The following is a 16,253-nucleotide window of genomic DNA, read 5'->3' on the forward strand; positions in this document are numbered from 1 at the left end:
GCATTCAGCCCAAAGCGAAACGGTTGCAAGCTTCAATGACCTGCTGTATTTGAGCGTCACTGAGGGTTGGATCCATAGGTAGGCTCAAGACTTCATCGTGAATCTGCTTGGTCAATGGCAGGCTTAAGTGGTTGTAGGCCGGGTAAGCCGCTTGGAGGTGAGGAGGCGTCGGGTAATGCACCAACGTTTGCACACCTTGCTCTGCCAGGTGTGCCTGCAATTCATTTCTTCGAGTCGTACGTACCACGTAGAGATGCCAGACGTGTTGCCCCTGATCACCCGCAGTGGGCAGGCGTATATCGGCGTGGTCGATACCTTCGGAGTAATGCTTGGCAATCTCACAACGCCGCTGCACTTCAACATCGAGATATTTCAATTTGACATCTAATATCGCCGCCTGTATTTCATCCAGACGGCTGTTCACTCCCACGTACTGATTCATGTACTTCTTTTGTGAGCCATAGTTACGCAGGGCTCGAAGTGCCCGAGCCAGGTCACAATCATTGGTCGTGATAGCACCGCCGTCGCCTAGCGCCCCTAGGTTCTTGCCTGGATAGAAGCTGAAACCCGAAGCGTCTCCCCACACGCCGCTGCGCTTTCCTGCCAATGCCGCACCGTGTGCTTGTGCCGCATCTTCAAGTACCAGCAGATCATATCGCCGAGCGATCTCCACCAATGCCGGCATATCGGCCAGACGGCCATACAAATGCACGGGCAAGAGCGCGCGAGTCTTGATGCTAATTGCAGACTCAACCCGTGCGGGATCAAGATTGAACGAAGACTCATCCGGCTCGACCAGAACGGGAACCAGACCATTCTCGGTGATCGCCATTATGCTTGCGATGTACGTATTGGCTGGGACGATGACTTCATCCCCGTCGTTAAGACGCCCCAGCAACTTCCAGGCGCGAAGCGTCAGGGTCAGCGCATCCAGACCGTTGGCAACGCCAATACAGTGTTTGACACCACAGTATTGCGCAAAATTTTCCTCGAAACGCTGTAAGCGCTCGCCCAGGATGTACCAGCCGGAATCGATCACTTCAGTACACGCGGCGATGAGTGCTTCGCGGTATTGGTGGTTGACGGCCTTTAGATCGAGAAATTTAACCATTGCTGTTTACCATCCTGAGAACTTTCGCCGGATTTCCGACTACCACAGCATGTGCAGGCACATCTTTCACGACGACAGCCCCAGCTCCAACCATTGCACCTTCACCTATTGTGATGCCTGGCAAGAGCGTGGCATTTGCACCGATACTGCACCCTCGGCCTAGTCGTGTGCGGATAAAGTGATCGGGGTACACCTTCGAGCGCGGCATGGGGTCATTGGTAAAAGTGGCATTAGGGCCAATAAAAACGTCGTCCTCAACGTCTACACCCGACCATAAGAAAACACCGCTCTTGATTGTCACGTTGTTTCCTATATTGACATCTCCCTCAATCAACGTATGCGCACAGAGATTGCAATTCTTACCAATCACAGCTCCTGGTAATATGACCACGAACTGCCAGACGCGAGTGCCTTCCCCGATGCTGTCCGACTGAACGTCAGAAAGAGGATGAATATCAACCATGCTTCACGGCTTCCCTGAATGCTGAGTAGTCACGAATGTAGTCAGACTCTTCATACGGTGCGCTCGCCAATACCAGCAGGACACAGTCGTCACTGAAGTCGTGCATCTCGTGCCATACACCCGGAGGAATCAAAACACCTCGATCCGGTGTATCCAGCCAGTAGTCGACCCGGCTGACACCGTCATCCATCAGCATCCGGCAACGCCCTGCCACGCAAACGGCGAGTTGCTGGAGCTCTCGATGCGCATGAAAACCGCGCGAGATTCCTGGCTTGGTATGCGTCAGGTAGTAGACACGAGCGATGGGAAATGGAACGTCGCCGCCCCGTTCCAATGCGACGAGTGCGCCTCGCTGATCACCTTTGATCTGAAACTGAAGGCCCAGTCCCTGCGCACTATGAACGGGTGCCGCAACCCCATTGATTGCTGCGTCAAACGTAGGGGCTTGCGCATCTTTTTCACTGACTATCAGCGCGTCGGTTAACGGCCAGTCAATCGCCAGCGTCGGATCATCCCAACGAATGCTCCCCTCTGCATCCCGGGTATATATATCCGTTGTCTTGTAAAGAAAGTGCGTGTCATCTTCAAGCGCAATGAATCCGTGAGCAAAACCCTCAGGAATCCACAACATGCGGTTGTTGTGTTCGCTCAACTCAACACCCACCCAACGCCCAAATGTTTCAGAATTGGGTCTAATATCTACCGCCACGTCAAATGCGGCCCCCTTTGTAACGCGCACCAATTTACCTTGAGCATGTGGCGCGCGTTGATAATGCAAGCCACGCAGGACCCCTCGTCGCGAGCACGAGTGATTATCCTGTACAAAGGCACGTGGCACGGGCAAACCCAACTCTCGCAGTCCTTGGTGGAAACGCGGCTCGTTGAACGTTTCCATAAACCAACCTCGATCATCGCCATACAGCGACGGCTCGATAATCACGACCTCAGGGATCGTGGAACGGACAAACTTCATGACCAACCCTTACGCTGTGAGTTAAACGTCGCTAAATCTTCCAAGTATTCATCCCAGTCGTTGGAGACGGGAAGCCAATAGCCCGATCCGCGCCCCACATGCCTGCCGCCCTCAACCTCTTCTTCGTTGCAGCTCGCACACGACAGGCGGCCGTCTTGAAATGAGGACCTGCTCATTCAAAGTCCTCTGGCATGGGACAGCTTGTAGTGACTGAACAAATATCGAATCAATGTCACCAAACTGCCAATAAACAAGCCAGCGATAAGCGCTAGTATCACAATGGTCAAGCGCTTGGGCTTGATGGGCACCTCAGGTTGCTCAACTGCTCCATCGACCTGAAACACGACGATATCAGGCTGCCGAGCGGCGATCTCCTCATACAATCTTTGCCTAGCCTGCAAACCGCGGAGCTCATTGATGAATGGATCGTCATTCGCACGATTTTCAAGACCTGTGATTTCAGCACGCAGCGCCTTTGCGCCTCTCATATAGGTCAAATCATCCCCCATCCGAGGTGTTACTGCAGATCGCCCGTCGTTGATAAGCATCGGCTTTTCAAGACCTAACAACGTTGCGATCCGTAACGCCTCGCGGAGTTGAACAATTTTGTCTTCGCGACTTTTGCTGCCTTTTAGACGGGCCACTTCGATCTGCTGGCCGACGCCTTCAGCTCTAACCTCTACCTCCCGCCTTACATTAGTAACGATTTCATCCTTGGCGGCATCTCCGGCCAGGCTGGCATACGCCATTAGCCAATCGGCAAGCCGGTGAGGATCAGAGCCGCGCAATGAAAGCTGGAGATGATCGCCGAGCGTATCGCTGATGGGTGTTACATCCAGCGACCTTATAAAATCCTGGTACAAATCATTGCGCCAGCCTGCTGCGGCATCCACGCCTATGGAGCGCAAGTAGACAGTCTGAAAAAACGTGCGGTTTACGCTTTCACTCCTGACGTGTTGCAAATACACAGAAAAAACTTGCTTCACGCCGATGACGTCCAAATTGGATAATTTGTCTCGACCATAGTTGAGCTCAGCAATATCACTGGCTACGGGAGGCAGTATTCGAAGTTTGACTTCATATATCGGCTTGGCCAAGTAAGCGTATGCGCAAGCACAGAGTGTAATTACCAAAGCAATGACAAGCACTGTCCATCGTTGCCGCCAGACTTGAAGCATGACCTCAACAAGATCCACATCCTCAGCTCTACTCGCACGCCCACTGTCATTGCGCATTCGGCCCTCAGCCCCACGTTTTTCCAACATCTGCAATTTGTCCAGTGAAGATCAATTAGATCAGACCACTGGTAGCTATACCGGGATACTTGTGAGGACGCCCATTTAAACCCCTTGAGCAGCCCAACATTTATCGTAGACATGAGCGTAGTCTAGGCGTGGCAAAAGTGCTGGATAAATTTGTTAAGTGCCTCGATCAATTTCTCAGCCAAATTCTAGGCGCCAGAAAGCACATCACCGCTGGCTCACCGCCAGCATGAAGTGCTTTCTTCAGCGCCTATTGAAGCAATAAGAATGGATATGGACAGATTTGCAAACTGTACGGTCAAGCAGAGCATGTGAGGGCTGTCTTCGAGTCAAGAGTGAGACATTACCTCATAAGCCAACGCAGAATTCTATGTAGCACTTTCCTCTTGCTTCGTAGGAAATTTCCACTACAGCGCAGACTGAGGCTAAATCACCCCTCACGCCCAGCAGACTCAGTGAGACAAGGCTCGCAACCGTCGCTTACTACGCATGAAGCCCCAAGCCCCCAACAGCGGACCCACGGCCAAGCCTAGCAGCAATGCCGCCAGCAGTGGAACTGCAACAGGCATGGCGGGCGCCGACCAGCCGAACAGCACCAGCGATACCGCCTGCTGATTTTCCAGCACGAAAAACAACACCACCGCCGCTAGCAGCAGCACGAACAGCGCCACGATGAGGCGCTTGAGATTACGCATTGATCTGCTCCTTGTAAGCGTCAGCCATGGGTGAGTTCGTCCTCTTCTTCATTGACTCGGTCACGCAGCTCCTTGCCAGGTTTGAAGTGCGGCACGTACTTGCCTTCGAGGCTCACCGACTGGCCGGTTTTGGGGTTTCGCCCTACTCGCGCTGAGCGGTAGTGCAGAGAAAAGCTGCCAAATCCACGGATTTCGATGCGATCACCGGTGGCAAGGCACTGCGACATCTGCTCAAGCATGGTCTTGATTGCCAATTCCACATCCTTGGGCGAGAGCAGCCCCTGATGGGTGACAATGCGTTCGATCAGCTCCGACTTCGTCATGTTTTTCCCTTCGTTATCAAGCAGCTAGATCATTGCTCTGTCAGGTTGTAGCACGCTCGGCGGGATTTGAACAGACCGGTTCTTGACTTGTTTAAAAAATTCAAGATCAACACTTTGATCGGGGCGCCACATTCCGCGCACAGACGCCTGTGCCTGCGCGATGCACAAAGTTAGGCATCGGCCTCGGGGAAAGGGTCAAATTTCAGGCAAAAAAAAGAGCGACCGAAGTCGCTCTTTTTTCACCGAAGCAGAACTTAGTTCTGCTTAGCCATTGCTTCGCGCAGCAGCGCAGCCATGGTGGTGTCTGCAGCCGCTTCCGGAGCTTGTTTCAGGCTCTGGATGGCTTCACGCTCTTCAGCGTCGTCTTTCGATTTGATCGACAGGCTGATAACGCGGGACTTGCGGTCGACGCTGATGATCTTGGCTTCGATCTCTTCGCCTTCTTTCAGGACATTGCGCGCGTCTTCAACGCGGTCACGGCTGATTTCGGAGGCTTTCAGGGAAGCTTCGATGTCGTCGCCCAGGGTGACGATAGCGCCCTTGGCGTCAACTTCCTTGACGATACCTTTAACGATAGCGCCCTTGTCGTTGACAGCAACGAAGTTGGAGAACGGATCGTCTTCCATCTGCTTGATGCCCAGGGAGATGCGCTCGCGCTCTGGGTCAACCGACAGGATGACGGTTTCCAGCTCGTCGCCCTTCTTGAAGCGACGCACGGCTTCTTCGCCAGCTTCGTTCCAGGAGATGTCGGACAGGTGAACCAGACCGTCGATGCCGCCTTCCAGACCAATGAAGATACCGAAATCGGTGATCGACTTAATGGTGCCGGAGATCTTGTCGCCCTTGTTGAAGTGGCCAGAGAAGTCTTCCCATGGGTTGGACTTGCACTGTTTGATGCCCAGGGAGATACGACGACGCTCTTCGTCGATGTCCAGAACCATGACTTCCACTTCGTCGCCAACCTGAACGACTTTCGACGGGTGGATGTTCTTGTTGGTCCAGTCCATTTCGGAAACGTGTACCAGACCTTCAACGCCTTCTTCCAGCTCAGCGAAGCAGCCGTAGTCGGTCAGGTTGGTAACGCGAGCGGTCACGCGAGTGCTTTCTGGGTAACGAGCCTTGATAGCGACCCATGGATCTTCGCCCAGCTGTTTCAGACCCAGGGAAACGCGGTTGCGCTCACGGTCGTACTTCAGGACTTTGACGTCGATCTCGTCACCAACGTTGACGATCTCGGAAGGATGCTTGATGCGCTTCCAGGCCATGTCGGTGATGTGCAGCAGGCCGTCGACGCCGCCCAGGTCCACGAAGGCGCCGTAGTCGGTGAGGTTCTTGACGATACCTTTGACCTGTTGGCCTTCCTGCAGCGATTCCAGCAGCGCTTCGCGCTCTGCACTGTTCTCGGCTTCCAGGACACTGCGACGGGAAACGACAACGTTGTTGCGCTTCTGGTCCAGCTTGATGACCTTGAATTCCAGCTCTTTGCCTTCGAGGTGGGTAGTGTCGCGCACTGGGCGGACATCAACCAGGGAGCCCGGCAGGAACGCACGGATGCCGTTAACGTCGACAGTGAAGCCGCCTTTAACCTTACCGTTGATAACGCCCTTGACCACTTCTTCGGCAGCGAAAGCAGCTTCCAGAACAATCCAGCACTCGGCGCGCTTGGCTTTTTCACGGGACAGCTTGGTTTCGCCAAAGCCGTCTTCGACCGCGTCCAGCGCAACGTGAACTTCGTCACCGACCTTGATGCTCAGCTCGCCAGCTTCGTTGAAGAACTGCTCGAGCGGGATGACGCCCTCGGACTTCAGACCAGCGTGTACGGTAACCCAGTCGCCGTCGATGTCGACAACGATACCGGTGATGATTGCGCCCGGCTGAAGATTGAGGGTTTTCAGGCTTTCTTCAAAGAGTTCTGCAAAGCTTTCGCTCATTTTCATTCCTGTAGATTCGGGCGAAACAGACGCCCATCGCCACATTCCAGACAATGTGGGTTTCGTTTAAATAAAGAAAAGCAGGCAGGACGTTGACTGGTGCCCCTGCCGGCTTTCCTGGTATCAGGCGATGTCGCGCAGGGCGATCTCGCTTCTGATTCGTTGCAACACCTGCTCGATGGACAACTCGGTAGAATCCAGCTGAATGGCATCGGCCGCCGGCTTGAGCGGGGCCACTGCGCGCTGGGTGTCACGTTCATCACGTGCACGTATCTCATCTAGCAGACTCGACAGACTAACATCTTCATTCTTGCCCTTCAACTGCAGGTAGCGGCGGCGAGCTCGCTCCTCGGCGCTGGCGGTCAGGAAGACTTTCAATGGTGCGTCGGGAAATACCACCGTGCCCATGTCGCGCCCATCGGCGATCAACCCGGGTACTTCACGGAAGGCACGCTGACGCTGCAGCAGCGCCTCGCGCACCGCAGGCAGCGAGGCGACCGCAGAAGCCCCAGCCGCCACGGTTTCGGTACGAATCACGCTGCTGACATCCTCACCTTCGAGAATGATCTGCTGCAAACGCCCAGGTGCCGCGGCGATGAACTGCACGTCAAGGTGTGCCGCGAGCCGGGTGAGCAGCTCTTCGTTGGTCAGGTCGACGCCATGATTGGACGCGGCGAAGGCCAGCAAGCGGTACAGCGCGCCGGAATCCAGCAGCTTCCAACCCAGCTCGCGAGCCAGCAGGCCCGCCACTGTGCCCTTGCCCGAGCCGCTTGGGCCATCGATGGTGATGACAGGTGCCGATACGATCACGGGTTGCCCTCTTCTGCTACACGAATACCGACTTCGGCGCACAGGGCCAGGAAGTTGGGGAAGGAGGTGGCGACGTTGGCGCAGTCATGGATGCGAATAGGCGCACTGGCGCGCAGTGACGCCACGCTGAAGGCCATGGCGATACGGTGATCGCCGTGGCCATGCACTTCGCCGCCACCGATCTGGCCGCCGTCGATGATGATGCCGTCCGGTGTCGGCTGGCAGTTGACACCCAGCGCGATCAGGCCGTCCGCCATCACCTGGATGCGATCGGACTCCTTGACCCGCAGCTCTTCGGCGCCACGCAGCACCGTGCGCCCTTGCGCACAGGCCGCGGCCACGAACAGCACCGGGAACTCGTCGATTGCCAGCGGCACGAGATGCTCGGGAATGTCGATACCTTTGAGCTGAGCGCCGCGCACACGCAGATCAGCGACCGGCTCGCCACCCACTTCACGCTGGTTCTCCAGGGTGATGTCACCGCCCATCAGACGCAGAATATCGATGACGCCCGTGCGGGTCGGGTTGATCCCGACATGCTCCAGCACCAGGTCAGAACCCTCGGCGATGGAAGCCGCGACGAGGAAGAACGCCGCCGAGGAAATATCGGCAGGCACTTCGATACGCGTGGCGCGCAAGGTACCGCCAGCCTGCAACGAAGCCACCGGGCCATCGCTGTGCACGGCGTAACCGAAGCCGCGCAGCATGCGCTCGGTATGGTCACGGGTAGGCGCAGGCTCGGTGACCGTGGTCTGCCCCTGAGCATACAGGCCGGCGAGCAGCAGGCAGGACTTCACCTGGGCGCTGGCCATCGGCAAGGTGTAGTTCAGCGCCTTGAGGGTCTGGCCGCCGCGAATGGTCAGCGGCGGACGCCCTTCCGGCCCCGTCTCGACCACCGCGCCCATTTCCCGCAGCGGATTGGCGACACGGTTCATCGGACGCTTCGACAGCGAGGCATCACCGGTCATGGTCACATCGAACGGTTGTGCCGCCAGCAGGCCCGACAACAGGCGCATCGAGGTGCCGGAGTTGCCCAGGTAGATCGGCCCCGGTGGCTGCTTGAGACCATGCAGGCCGACACCGTGGATGGTCACGCGGCCGTGGTGCGGGCCTTCGATGACCACACCCATGTCGCGGAAGGCCTGGAGAGTCGCCAGTGCGTCCTCGCCCTCGAGGAAACCTTCGACCTCGGTGGTACCCTCGGCCAGCGAGCCGAGCATGATCGAGCGGTGGGAAATGGATTTGTCGCCCGGTACGCGAATACGTCCGGACAGGCGGCCACCCGGTTGGGCCAGGAAGATCAGGTCGTTGGCGTTCATAGCGTCCACATAGGCCCGGCGGGCCAGGATTTTACTGAAATGCTCGCGGGCTACCTTGGCGCGGGTGAATACCCCCAGCAACTGGTGCCCGTCCCCAGCATCGACCGCATCGCGCAAGGCGTCGAGATCGCTGCGAAAAGTGTCCAGAGTGCGCAGGACAGCCTCGCGATTGGCGAGGAAGATGTCGTGCCACATGATCGGATCGCTACCGGCAATCCGTGTGAAGTCACGAAAACCGCCCGCCGCATAGCGGAAGATTTCCAGATTCTCGTTGCGCTTGGCCAGTGAATCGACCAGGCCAAACGCCAACAGGTGGGGCAAGTGACTGGTGGCCGCCAGCACCTCGTCGTGGCGCTCGACCGGCATGTGCTCCACATCCGCATCCAGAGCTCGCCACAGCTGATCGACCAGTTGCAGCGCATCGGCATCGGTTTCGGCCAACGGCGTGAGAATCACCTTGTGCCGACGAAACAACGCGGCATTAGACGCCTCGACGCCACTTTGTTCGGAACCGGCGATCGGATGACCGGGCACGAAGCGCGACAGGCCGTTGGCGAACGCCTGGCGCGCGGCACGCACCACGTTGCCCTTGGCACTGCCCACGTCAGTGATGACGGCGCGACCGAGATCGAGTTCGGCCAGCAGCGCCAGCAGTTTTTCCATCGCCAGGATCGGCACGGCCAGCTGGATCACATCGGCGCCCACGCAGGCCAGCGCAAGGTCTGACTCACAGCGGTCGACCACGCCCAGGGCCACTGCCTGACGCCGCGACTCGGCGTCCAGATCGACCCCGACCACTTCCCGGCACAGGCCGCTTTCGCGCACGCCCTTGGCGAACGAGCCACCAATCAACCCCAGGCCCACGACCACCAGGCGCCCGACGATCGGGCCTGGCTCTTTTGCTACCGCTTCAACCACGCGTGGAAATCCTGTTCTGTACGACAATCGTTGCCAGTCGAGTCACCGTCATCGGAAGACCTAGAGCACCGCTTTCGGATAGGAACCCAGCACCTTCAGCCCCACCGCTTCCTGGCTGATGCTCTCGAGCACGGCTTTGATCAGCGGATCGCGGTGATGACCGACGAAATCGATGAAGAACACGTAGGTCCATTTACCGCTGCGCGACGGCCGGGTTTCGATACGCGTGAGGTCGATACCGTTTTCGTGGAACGGCACCAGCAGCTCGTGCAGCGCACCTGGCTTGTTGCTCATGGAAACGATGATCGAGGTCTTGTCGTCGCCGGTCGGCGGCACTTCCTGGTTACCGATCATCAGGAAGCGCGTGGCGTTGTCCGGGCGGTCTTCGATCTTCTCGGCCAGGTGGGTCAGGCCGTACAGGCTGGCCGCCATTTCACCGGCGATGGCCGCCGAATTCCACTCACCCTTGACCCGCTTGGCCGCTTCGGCGTTGCTCGACACGGCAATTCGCTCGACGTTCGGGTAGTGCGCGTCGAGCCACTTGCGACACTGCGCCAGTGACTGCGCATGGGAATAGATGCGCGTGATGCTGTCGGTCTTGGTGTTTTCGCCCACCAGCAGGTGGTGGTGGATGCGCAGCTCCACTTCGCCACAGATCACCATGTCGTGTTCGAGGAAGCTGTCGAGGGTGTGACTGACGGCGCCCTCGGTGGAGTTCTCCACCGGCACTACACCGAAATTGACGGCACCGGCAGCCACTTCGCGAAACACTTCATCGATAGCGGCCATCGGACGACTGATCACCGCGTGACCGAAATGCTTCATCGCGGCAGCCTGGGTGAACGTGCCTTCAGGGCCGAGGTAGGCGACCTTGAGCGGCTCTTCCAGGGCCAGGCACGACGACATGATTTCCCGGAACAAGCGCGCCATCTCTTCGTTGCCCAGCGGCCCGCGATTGCGCTCCATGACGCGCTTGAGCACCGCCGCCTCACGCTCGGGACGGTAGAACACCGGCTGTTCGCCTTCGGCCAGGGTGGCGGTCTTGACCCGCGCCACTTCCTGGGCGCAGCGCGCGCGATCGCTGATCAGTTCGAGGATCTTTTCATCGAGGCTGTCGATGCGCACGCGCAGCGCCTTGAGCTCGTGTTCCGACATCAGCCGTGCTCCTTCGCGAATTCACCCATGTAGGCCACCAGCGCTTCGACGGCATCCAGACCCAGGGCGTTGTAGATCGAGGCACGCATGCCGCCGACCGAGCGATGGCCCTTGAGGTTGAGCAGGCCACGGGCGTCTGCACCGGCCAGGAAGGCCTTGTCGAGACGCTCGTCCGCCAGGCGGAACGGCACGTTCATCCACGAGCGGGCGTTAGGGCTGATGGGGTTACTGTAGAAGTCGCTGGCATCGATGAAGCCGTACAGGCGATCTTTCTTGGCCCGGTTGCGCTGCTCCATGGCCTCGACGCCGCCCTGTTCCTTGAGCCACTCGAAGACCAGGCCCGAGAGGTACCAGGCATAGGTGGCCGGCGTGTTGTACATCGACGCGTTGTCGGCCGAGACCTTGTAATCGAGCATGGTCGGGCAACTGCTGCGCGCGCGGCCGAGCAGATCTTCGCGAACGATCACCACCACCAGCCCGCTGGGGCCGATGTTCTTCTGCGCGCCGGCGTAGATCAGACCGTACTGCGAGACGTCGATTGGCCTGGAGAGAATGTCGGAGGACATGTCGACCACCAGCGGAACATCACCGGTTCGCGGCACCCAGTCGAACTGCAGGCCGCCAATGGTTTCGTTGGAGGCGTAGTGAACGTAGGCGGCATCGGCTGTGAGCTGCCACTCGTTCTGACCGGGAATGGCGAGGTAATCGTAGGGCTTGGCGCTGGCGGCGACGTTGACGTTGCCGAAGCGGCGGGCTTCTTCGATGGCCTTTTTCGACCAGATACCGGTCTCGATGTAGTCGGCGGTGCCGTTTTCCGGCAGCAGGTTCAGCGGAATTTCGGCGAACTGCTGGCTGGCGCCGCCCTGCAGGAACAGCACCTTGTAGTTCGAGGGGATGGACAGGAGATCTCGCAGGTCCTGCTCGGCCTTTTGTGCGATGGCCACATAGTCGTCGCTACGGTGGCTCATTTCCATGACCGACAGGCCCTTGCCGTGCCAGTCGAGAAGCTCGGCCTGAGCCCGTTGCAGGACGGCTTCAGGAAGCGCAGCAGGGCCTGCGCAGAAGTTAAAGGCTCGTTTGCTCACATCCACTCTCGCTCTGCTCTATTCAGTCAACGGGGCGACCTGTGTCGCCCCGCCGGGTTATCGCCATGTCATTCCTGCGGCAGGTCGTCCGCGGCCTGCGGGCCGTCGTCATCCTGGCCCTCAGCGGCATCAGGCAGCTCGCCCTCGCCACCCTCTTCGCCCAGCTCAAGCAGCTCGTCGAGGTCTTCGGAAGGCTCCTGGATACGCTCCAGCCCCACCAGCGTCTCGTCGCTGGCCAGCTTGATCAAGGTCACGCCCTGGGTGTTACGGCTAAGGCTGGAAACCTCGCCCACCCGAGTGCGCACCAGCGTGCCCTGGTCGGAGATCAGCATGATCTCTTCGCCTTCGTGCACCTGGATGGCGCCGATCAGATTGCCGTTGCGGCCCTTGGTGCCCATGGCGATGACGCCCTGGCCACCGCGACCGCGGCGCGGGAACTTGGACAGCGGGGTGCGCTTGCCAAAGCCACGTTCGGAAGCGGTGAGGATCTGCGCGCCGGATTCGGGAATCAGCATCGAGATGACTTCGTGACCTTTGGGCAGACGCATGCCGCGAACACCGCGAGCGCTACGCCCCATCTGCCGGACTACGCTTTCGGCGAAGCGAATCACCTTGCCGGCGCTGGAGAACATCATCACTTCCTTGGCGCCATCGGTGATGGCTGCCGCGATCAGTGTGTCGCCTTCCTTGAGCTTGACGGCGATCAGGCCGCTGCTGCGAGGACGGGCGAATTGCGCGAGCGGGGTCTTCTTGACGGTGCCGAAGGCGGTGGCCATGAAGATGAACGCGCCGGTAGGCTCGGCCACCAGCTCAGGCGTGTCGCCGTCTTCTTCGTCGACTTCTTCGGCCTCGATCACTTCACCTTCGAGCACGACGTCTTCGCCGTCCTCGATGTCTTCGTCAGGGTCGGCGTTCTGTTGCAAGGCTTCGAGGTCGATCTGCAGCATCGCGGTGATGCGCTCGCCCTCTTCCAGCGGCAGCAGGTTGACCATCGGCCGACCACGCGCGGCGCGCGAGGCTTCGGGGATGTCGTAGGTCTTGAGCCAGTACACCTTACCCTTGCTGGAGAACAGCAGCAGCGTGGCGTGGCTGTTGGCGACCAGCAGGTGCTCGATGTAGTCCTCGTCCTTGACGCCGGTCGCCGACTTGCCCTTGCCGCCGCGGCGCTGGGCCTGGTAGGCGGTCAGCGGCTGAGTCTTGGCGTAGCCACCGTGGGAGATGGTCACCACGCGCTCTTCTTCGGGGATCATGTCGCCGTAGTTGAGGTCGTGGCGCGCATCGAGGATCTCGGTGCGACGCGCATCGCCGTATTCGGCGCGGATCGCTTCGAGCTCTTCGCGGATCACTTCCATCAGACGCTGGGAGCTGCTGAGGATGCGGATCAACTCGCCGATCTGGGCGAGGATTTCCTGGTACTCGGCCAGCAGTTTCTCGTGCTCAAGGCCGGTCAGGCGGTGCAGACGCAGATCGAGGATGGCCTGGGCCTGTTCCGGCGACAGCCAGTACTTGCCGTCATGCAGGCCGAACTGCTCGGGCAGGTCTTCGGGGCGGCACGACTCGGCACCGGCGCGCTCGACCATCACCTGCACGGCGCTCGATTCCCACGGCGTGGCGATCAGCGCTTCCTTGGCTTCCGACGGGGTCGGCGAGGCCTTGATCAGGGCGATGACCGGATCGATGTTGGACAGTGCAACGGCCTGGCCTTCAAGGATGTGTCCACGCTCACGGGCCTTGCGCAGCTCGAACACGGTACGCCGGGTGACGACTTCGCGGCGGTGGCGGACGAAGGCTTCGAGCAGGTCCTTGAGGTTGAGCAGGCGCGGACGACCGTCGATCAGGGCGACGATGTTGATGCCGAACACGCTTTGCAGCTGGGTCTGCGAGTACAGGTTGTTGAGCACCACTTCCGGCACTTCGCCACGGCGCAGCTCGATGACGATGCGCATGCCGTCTTTATCGGACTCATCGCGCAGCTCGGTGATGCCTTCGAGCTTCTTCTCTTTGACCAGCTCGGCGATCTTCTCGATCAGGCGCGCCTTGTTCAGCTGGTAGGGCAGCTCGGTGACGACGATCTGCTGGCGGCCACCGACCTTGTCGATGTCCTCGATCGTCGAGCGGGCACGCATGTAGATGCGCCCGCGACCGGTGCGGTAAGCCTCGATGATGCCCTGGCGGCCGTTGATCTGGCCGGCAGTGGGGAAGTCCGGACCCGGGATGAACTGCATCAGCTCATCGACCGTGATCTCGGCGTTGTCGATCAGGGCCAGGCAGCCGTCGATCACTTCACCCAGGTTGTGCGGCGGGATGTTGGTCGCCATGCCCACGGCGATGCCGCTCGAGCCGTTGACCAGCAGGTTGGGAATACGGGTCGGCATGACCGCCGGGATCAGCTCGGTGCCGTCGTAGTTGGGCACCCAGTCGACGGTTTCCTTATGCAGGTCGGCCAGCAGCTCGTGGGCCAGCTTGGCCATGCGCACTTCGGTGTAACGCATCGCCGCGGCGTTGTCGCCATCGACCGAACCGAAGTTGCCCTGACCATCGACCAGCAGGTAGCGCAGCGAGAACGGCTGGGCCATGCGCACGATGGTGTCGTAGACGGCGGTATCGCCGTGGGGGTGGTACTTACCGATGACGTCACCGACCACACGGGCGGACTTCTTGTACGGCTTGTTCCAGTCGTTGCCGAGTTCGCTCATCGCGAACAGGACGCGGCGATGCACGGGCTTCAAGCCGTCACGCGCATCGGGCAGCGCTCGCCCGACAATCACGCTCATCGCGTAATCGAGGTAAGACTGTCTCAGTTCGTCTTCGATATTGACCGGGAGGATTTCTTTGGCCAGTTCGCCCATGAGAAGCCTGATTCCTTTTTCTGGTGAAACTCCGCTGGATCCCTCCTGGGACCAACGAAGCTCGTCGCCGCGACCCTCGAGAGTGCGACGACTTACGACAAATCAATGAGTTGTGACATGGATCTGCGCAAAGAAGGCGGCCGTCATACGCCGCCTTGGAAACTGCCGGATGGTATCACAACGGCCGCGCCGATGGGAGATATGGCAGCATGCCTCGCCGCGCGCTGAAACGGCGCGCTCAAGCCTCAATGCAGGCGCTTGCGGCACACCATCTGCGCGATCTTGGCGGTGTCGGGACGCTCGATGATGCCGCGCTCGGTGACGATCGCGTCGATCAGATCGGCCGGGGTCACATCGAACACCGGGTTGATCGCCTCGACCTGCGCCGCCAGCGGCGCCCCGGCCAGCTCCAGCAATTCGTTGACCGGGCGCTCCTCGAGCGGAATGTCCTCGCCGCTGGCAAGGTTCAGATCGATGCAACTGCTCGATGCCACGACCATGAAGCGTACGCCGTGGTGCATGGCGCAGACGGCCAGCTGATAGGTGCCGATCTTGCTCGCGACATCGCCGTTGGCGGCGATGCAGTCGGCACCGACCACCACCCAGGTGATGCCCTTGATCTTCATCAGGTGCGCCGCCGCGGAATCGGCGTTCAGGGTTACCGCGATGCCCTCGCGCGCCAGCTCCCAGGCGGTCAGCCGCGAACCGTGCAGCCAGGGCCTGGTTTCGCCGGCGTAGACCCGCTCGACCATGCCTTCCAGGTGCGCCGCACGCAGCACGCCGAGGGCCGTGCCGATACCGCCGCTAGCCAACGCACCGGCGTTGCCGTGGGTGATGAAGGTCTGCTCGCTGCCCTGATGGCGACGGATCAGCTCGAGGCCGAACTGCGCCATGGCCAGGTTGGCCTCGCGATCGCTCTGGTGAATGGCGATAGCTTCGGCTTCCAGCGCGGCCAAAGGATCTTCCTGCGCGCGCAGACGCAACAGCCGCTCACGCATGCGCTGCAAGACCCAGAACAGATTGGCTGCGGTCGATCGGGCTTCGCCCAAAAGCTCGAAGTCTTCTTCCAGCGCACGCTCCCAGTCAGCGCCTTCGGCCAGTCGGTCACGCAACGCCAGAACCAGGCCATAGGCGGCACTGATGCCGATCGCCGGGGCGCCGCGCACGGCCATGCCGCGAATGGCCGCAGCCACTGCGGCGACGTCGGTGCAGACCAACCAGTGCTCGGTGCCAGGCAGCAGGCGCTGGTCGAGCAGATGCAAGGCACCGTCCCGCCAGCGGATCCCGATCACCTGCTCCGCTGCCAAAAGTCGCTCGCGCATCCCCACTCCCCGTGCCTGGCTGGTAAAAAACGGCGAA

General features: G+C 59.7%; 13 protein-coding genes and 1 pseudogene. All 14 read right to left on the reverse strand.

Annotated elements, in window-relative coordinates; translation table 11 throughout:
• Positions 1–4: 4 nt before the first annotated feature.
• Positions 5–1,111, reverse strand: coding sequence for a DegT/DnrJ/EryC1/StrS family aminotransferase (locus H618_RS0108400; protein ID WP_028694654.1), 1,107 nt, complete (start codon positions 1,109–1,111; stop codon positions 5–7).
• On the reverse strand, positions 1,104–1,574 hold the full coding sequence (locus H618_RS22370) for an acyltransferase (protein WP_081673734.1): 471 nt from the start codon (positions 1,572–1,574) through the stop codon (positions 1,104–1,106). The genes H618_RS0108400 and H618_RS22370 overlap by 8 nt, the downstream gene beginning before the upstream one ends.
• On the reverse strand, positions 1,567–1,998 hold the full coding sequence (locus H618_RS23445) for a sugar 3,4-ketoisomerase (protein WP_281169470.1): 432 nt from the start codon (positions 1,996–1,998) through the stop codon (positions 1,567–1,569). Before H618_RS23445 ends, H618_RS22370 begins: the two co-directional genes overlap by 8 nt.
• Before the next feature lie 3 nt (positions 1,999–2,001).
• Positions 2,002–2,547, reverse strand: a pseudogene (gene rfbC, locus H618_RS23450) (dTDP-4-dehydrorhamnose 3,5-epimerase); the annotation flags it as partial.
• 176 nt (positions 2,548–2,723) lie between these two features.
• The gene (locus tag H618_RS21430; protein ID WP_050577248.1) at positions 2,724–3,812 is read right to left on the reverse strand and encodes an LPS O-antigen chain length determinant protein WzzB; all 1,089 of its coding nucleotides are present in this window, start codon (positions 3,810–3,812) and stop codon (positions 2,724–2,726) included.
• Between the two features lie 449 nt (positions 3,813–4,261).
• The gene (locus tag H618_RS0108415; protein WP_028694656.1) at positions 4,262–4,504 is read right to left on the reverse strand and encodes a lipopolysaccharide assembly protein LapA domain-containing protein; all 243 of its coding nucleotides are present in this window, start codon (positions 4,502–4,504) and stop codon (positions 4,262–4,264) included.
• Between the two features lie 20 nt (positions 4,505–4,524).
• Entirely contained in the window at positions 4,525–4,827 is a 303-nt protein-coding gene (ihfB, locus tag H618_RS0108420) for an integration host factor subunit beta (protein ID WP_028694657.1), read from the reverse strand.
• 254 nt (positions 4,828–5,081) lie between these two features.
• Positions 5,082–6,758 carry a 30S ribosomal protein S1 gene (gene rpsA, locus H618_RS0108425; protein WP_028694658.1) on the reverse strand — a complete coding sequence of 559 codons (1,677 nt, stop codon included), beginning with the start codon at positions 6,756–6,758 and terminating at the stop codon, positions 5,082–5,084.
• 123 nt (positions 6,759–6,881) lie between these two features.
• Positions 6,882–7,568, reverse strand: a complete 687-nt coding sequence (gene cmk, locus H618_RS0108430; protein WP_028694659.1) for a (d)CMP kinase — start codon at positions 7,566–7,568, stop codon at positions 6,882–6,884.
• Positions 7,565–9,805, reverse strand: a complete 2,241-nt coding sequence (locus tag H618_RS0108435) for a bifunctional prephenate dehydrogenase/3-phosphoshikimate 1-carboxyvinyltransferase (RefSeq protein ID WP_028694660.1) — start codon at positions 9,803–9,805, stop codon at positions 7,565–7,567. The genes cmk and H618_RS0108435 overlap by 4 nt, the downstream gene beginning before the upstream one ends.
• Before the next feature lie 60 nt (positions 9,806–9,865).
• Positions 9,866–10,960, reverse strand: a complete 1,095-nt coding sequence (gene pheA, locus H618_RS0108440; protein ID WP_028694661.1) for a prephenate dehydratase — start codon at positions 10,958–10,960, stop codon at positions 9,866–9,868.
• Positions 10,960–12,045 carry a 3-phosphoserine/phosphohydroxythreonine transaminase gene (gene serC, locus H618_RS0108445; protein WP_028694662.1) on the reverse strand — a complete coding sequence of 362 codons (1,086 nt, stop codon included), beginning with the start codon at positions 12,043–12,045 and terminating at the stop codon, positions 10,960–10,962. Before serC ends, pheA begins: the two co-directional genes overlap by 1 nt.
• 68 nt (positions 12,046–12,113) lie before the next feature.
• Positions 12,114–14,894, reverse strand: coding sequence for a DNA gyrase subunit A (gene gyrA, locus H618_RS0108450; RefSeq protein ID WP_028694663.1), 2,781 nt, complete (start codon positions 14,892–14,894; stop codon positions 12,114–12,116).
• Positions 14,895–15,139: 245 nt separating this feature from the next.
• Complete coding sequence (gene mtnA / locus H618_RS0108455; protein ID WP_028694664.1) at positions 15,140–16,216, reverse strand: S-methyl-5-thioribose-1-phosphate isomerase; 1,077 nt, start codon at positions 16,214–16,216, stop codon at positions 15,140–15,142.
• Positions 16,217–16,253 lie beyond the last annotated feature (37 nt).

Origin of the sequence: Pseudomonas cremoricolorata DSM 17059 = NBRC 16634 (genome assembly GCF_000425745.1) — a bacterium.
Taxonomy (GTDB): domain Bacteria; phylum Pseudomonadota; class Gammaproteobacteria; order Pseudomonadales; family Pseudomonadaceae; genus Aquipseudomonas; species Aquipseudomonas cremoricolorata.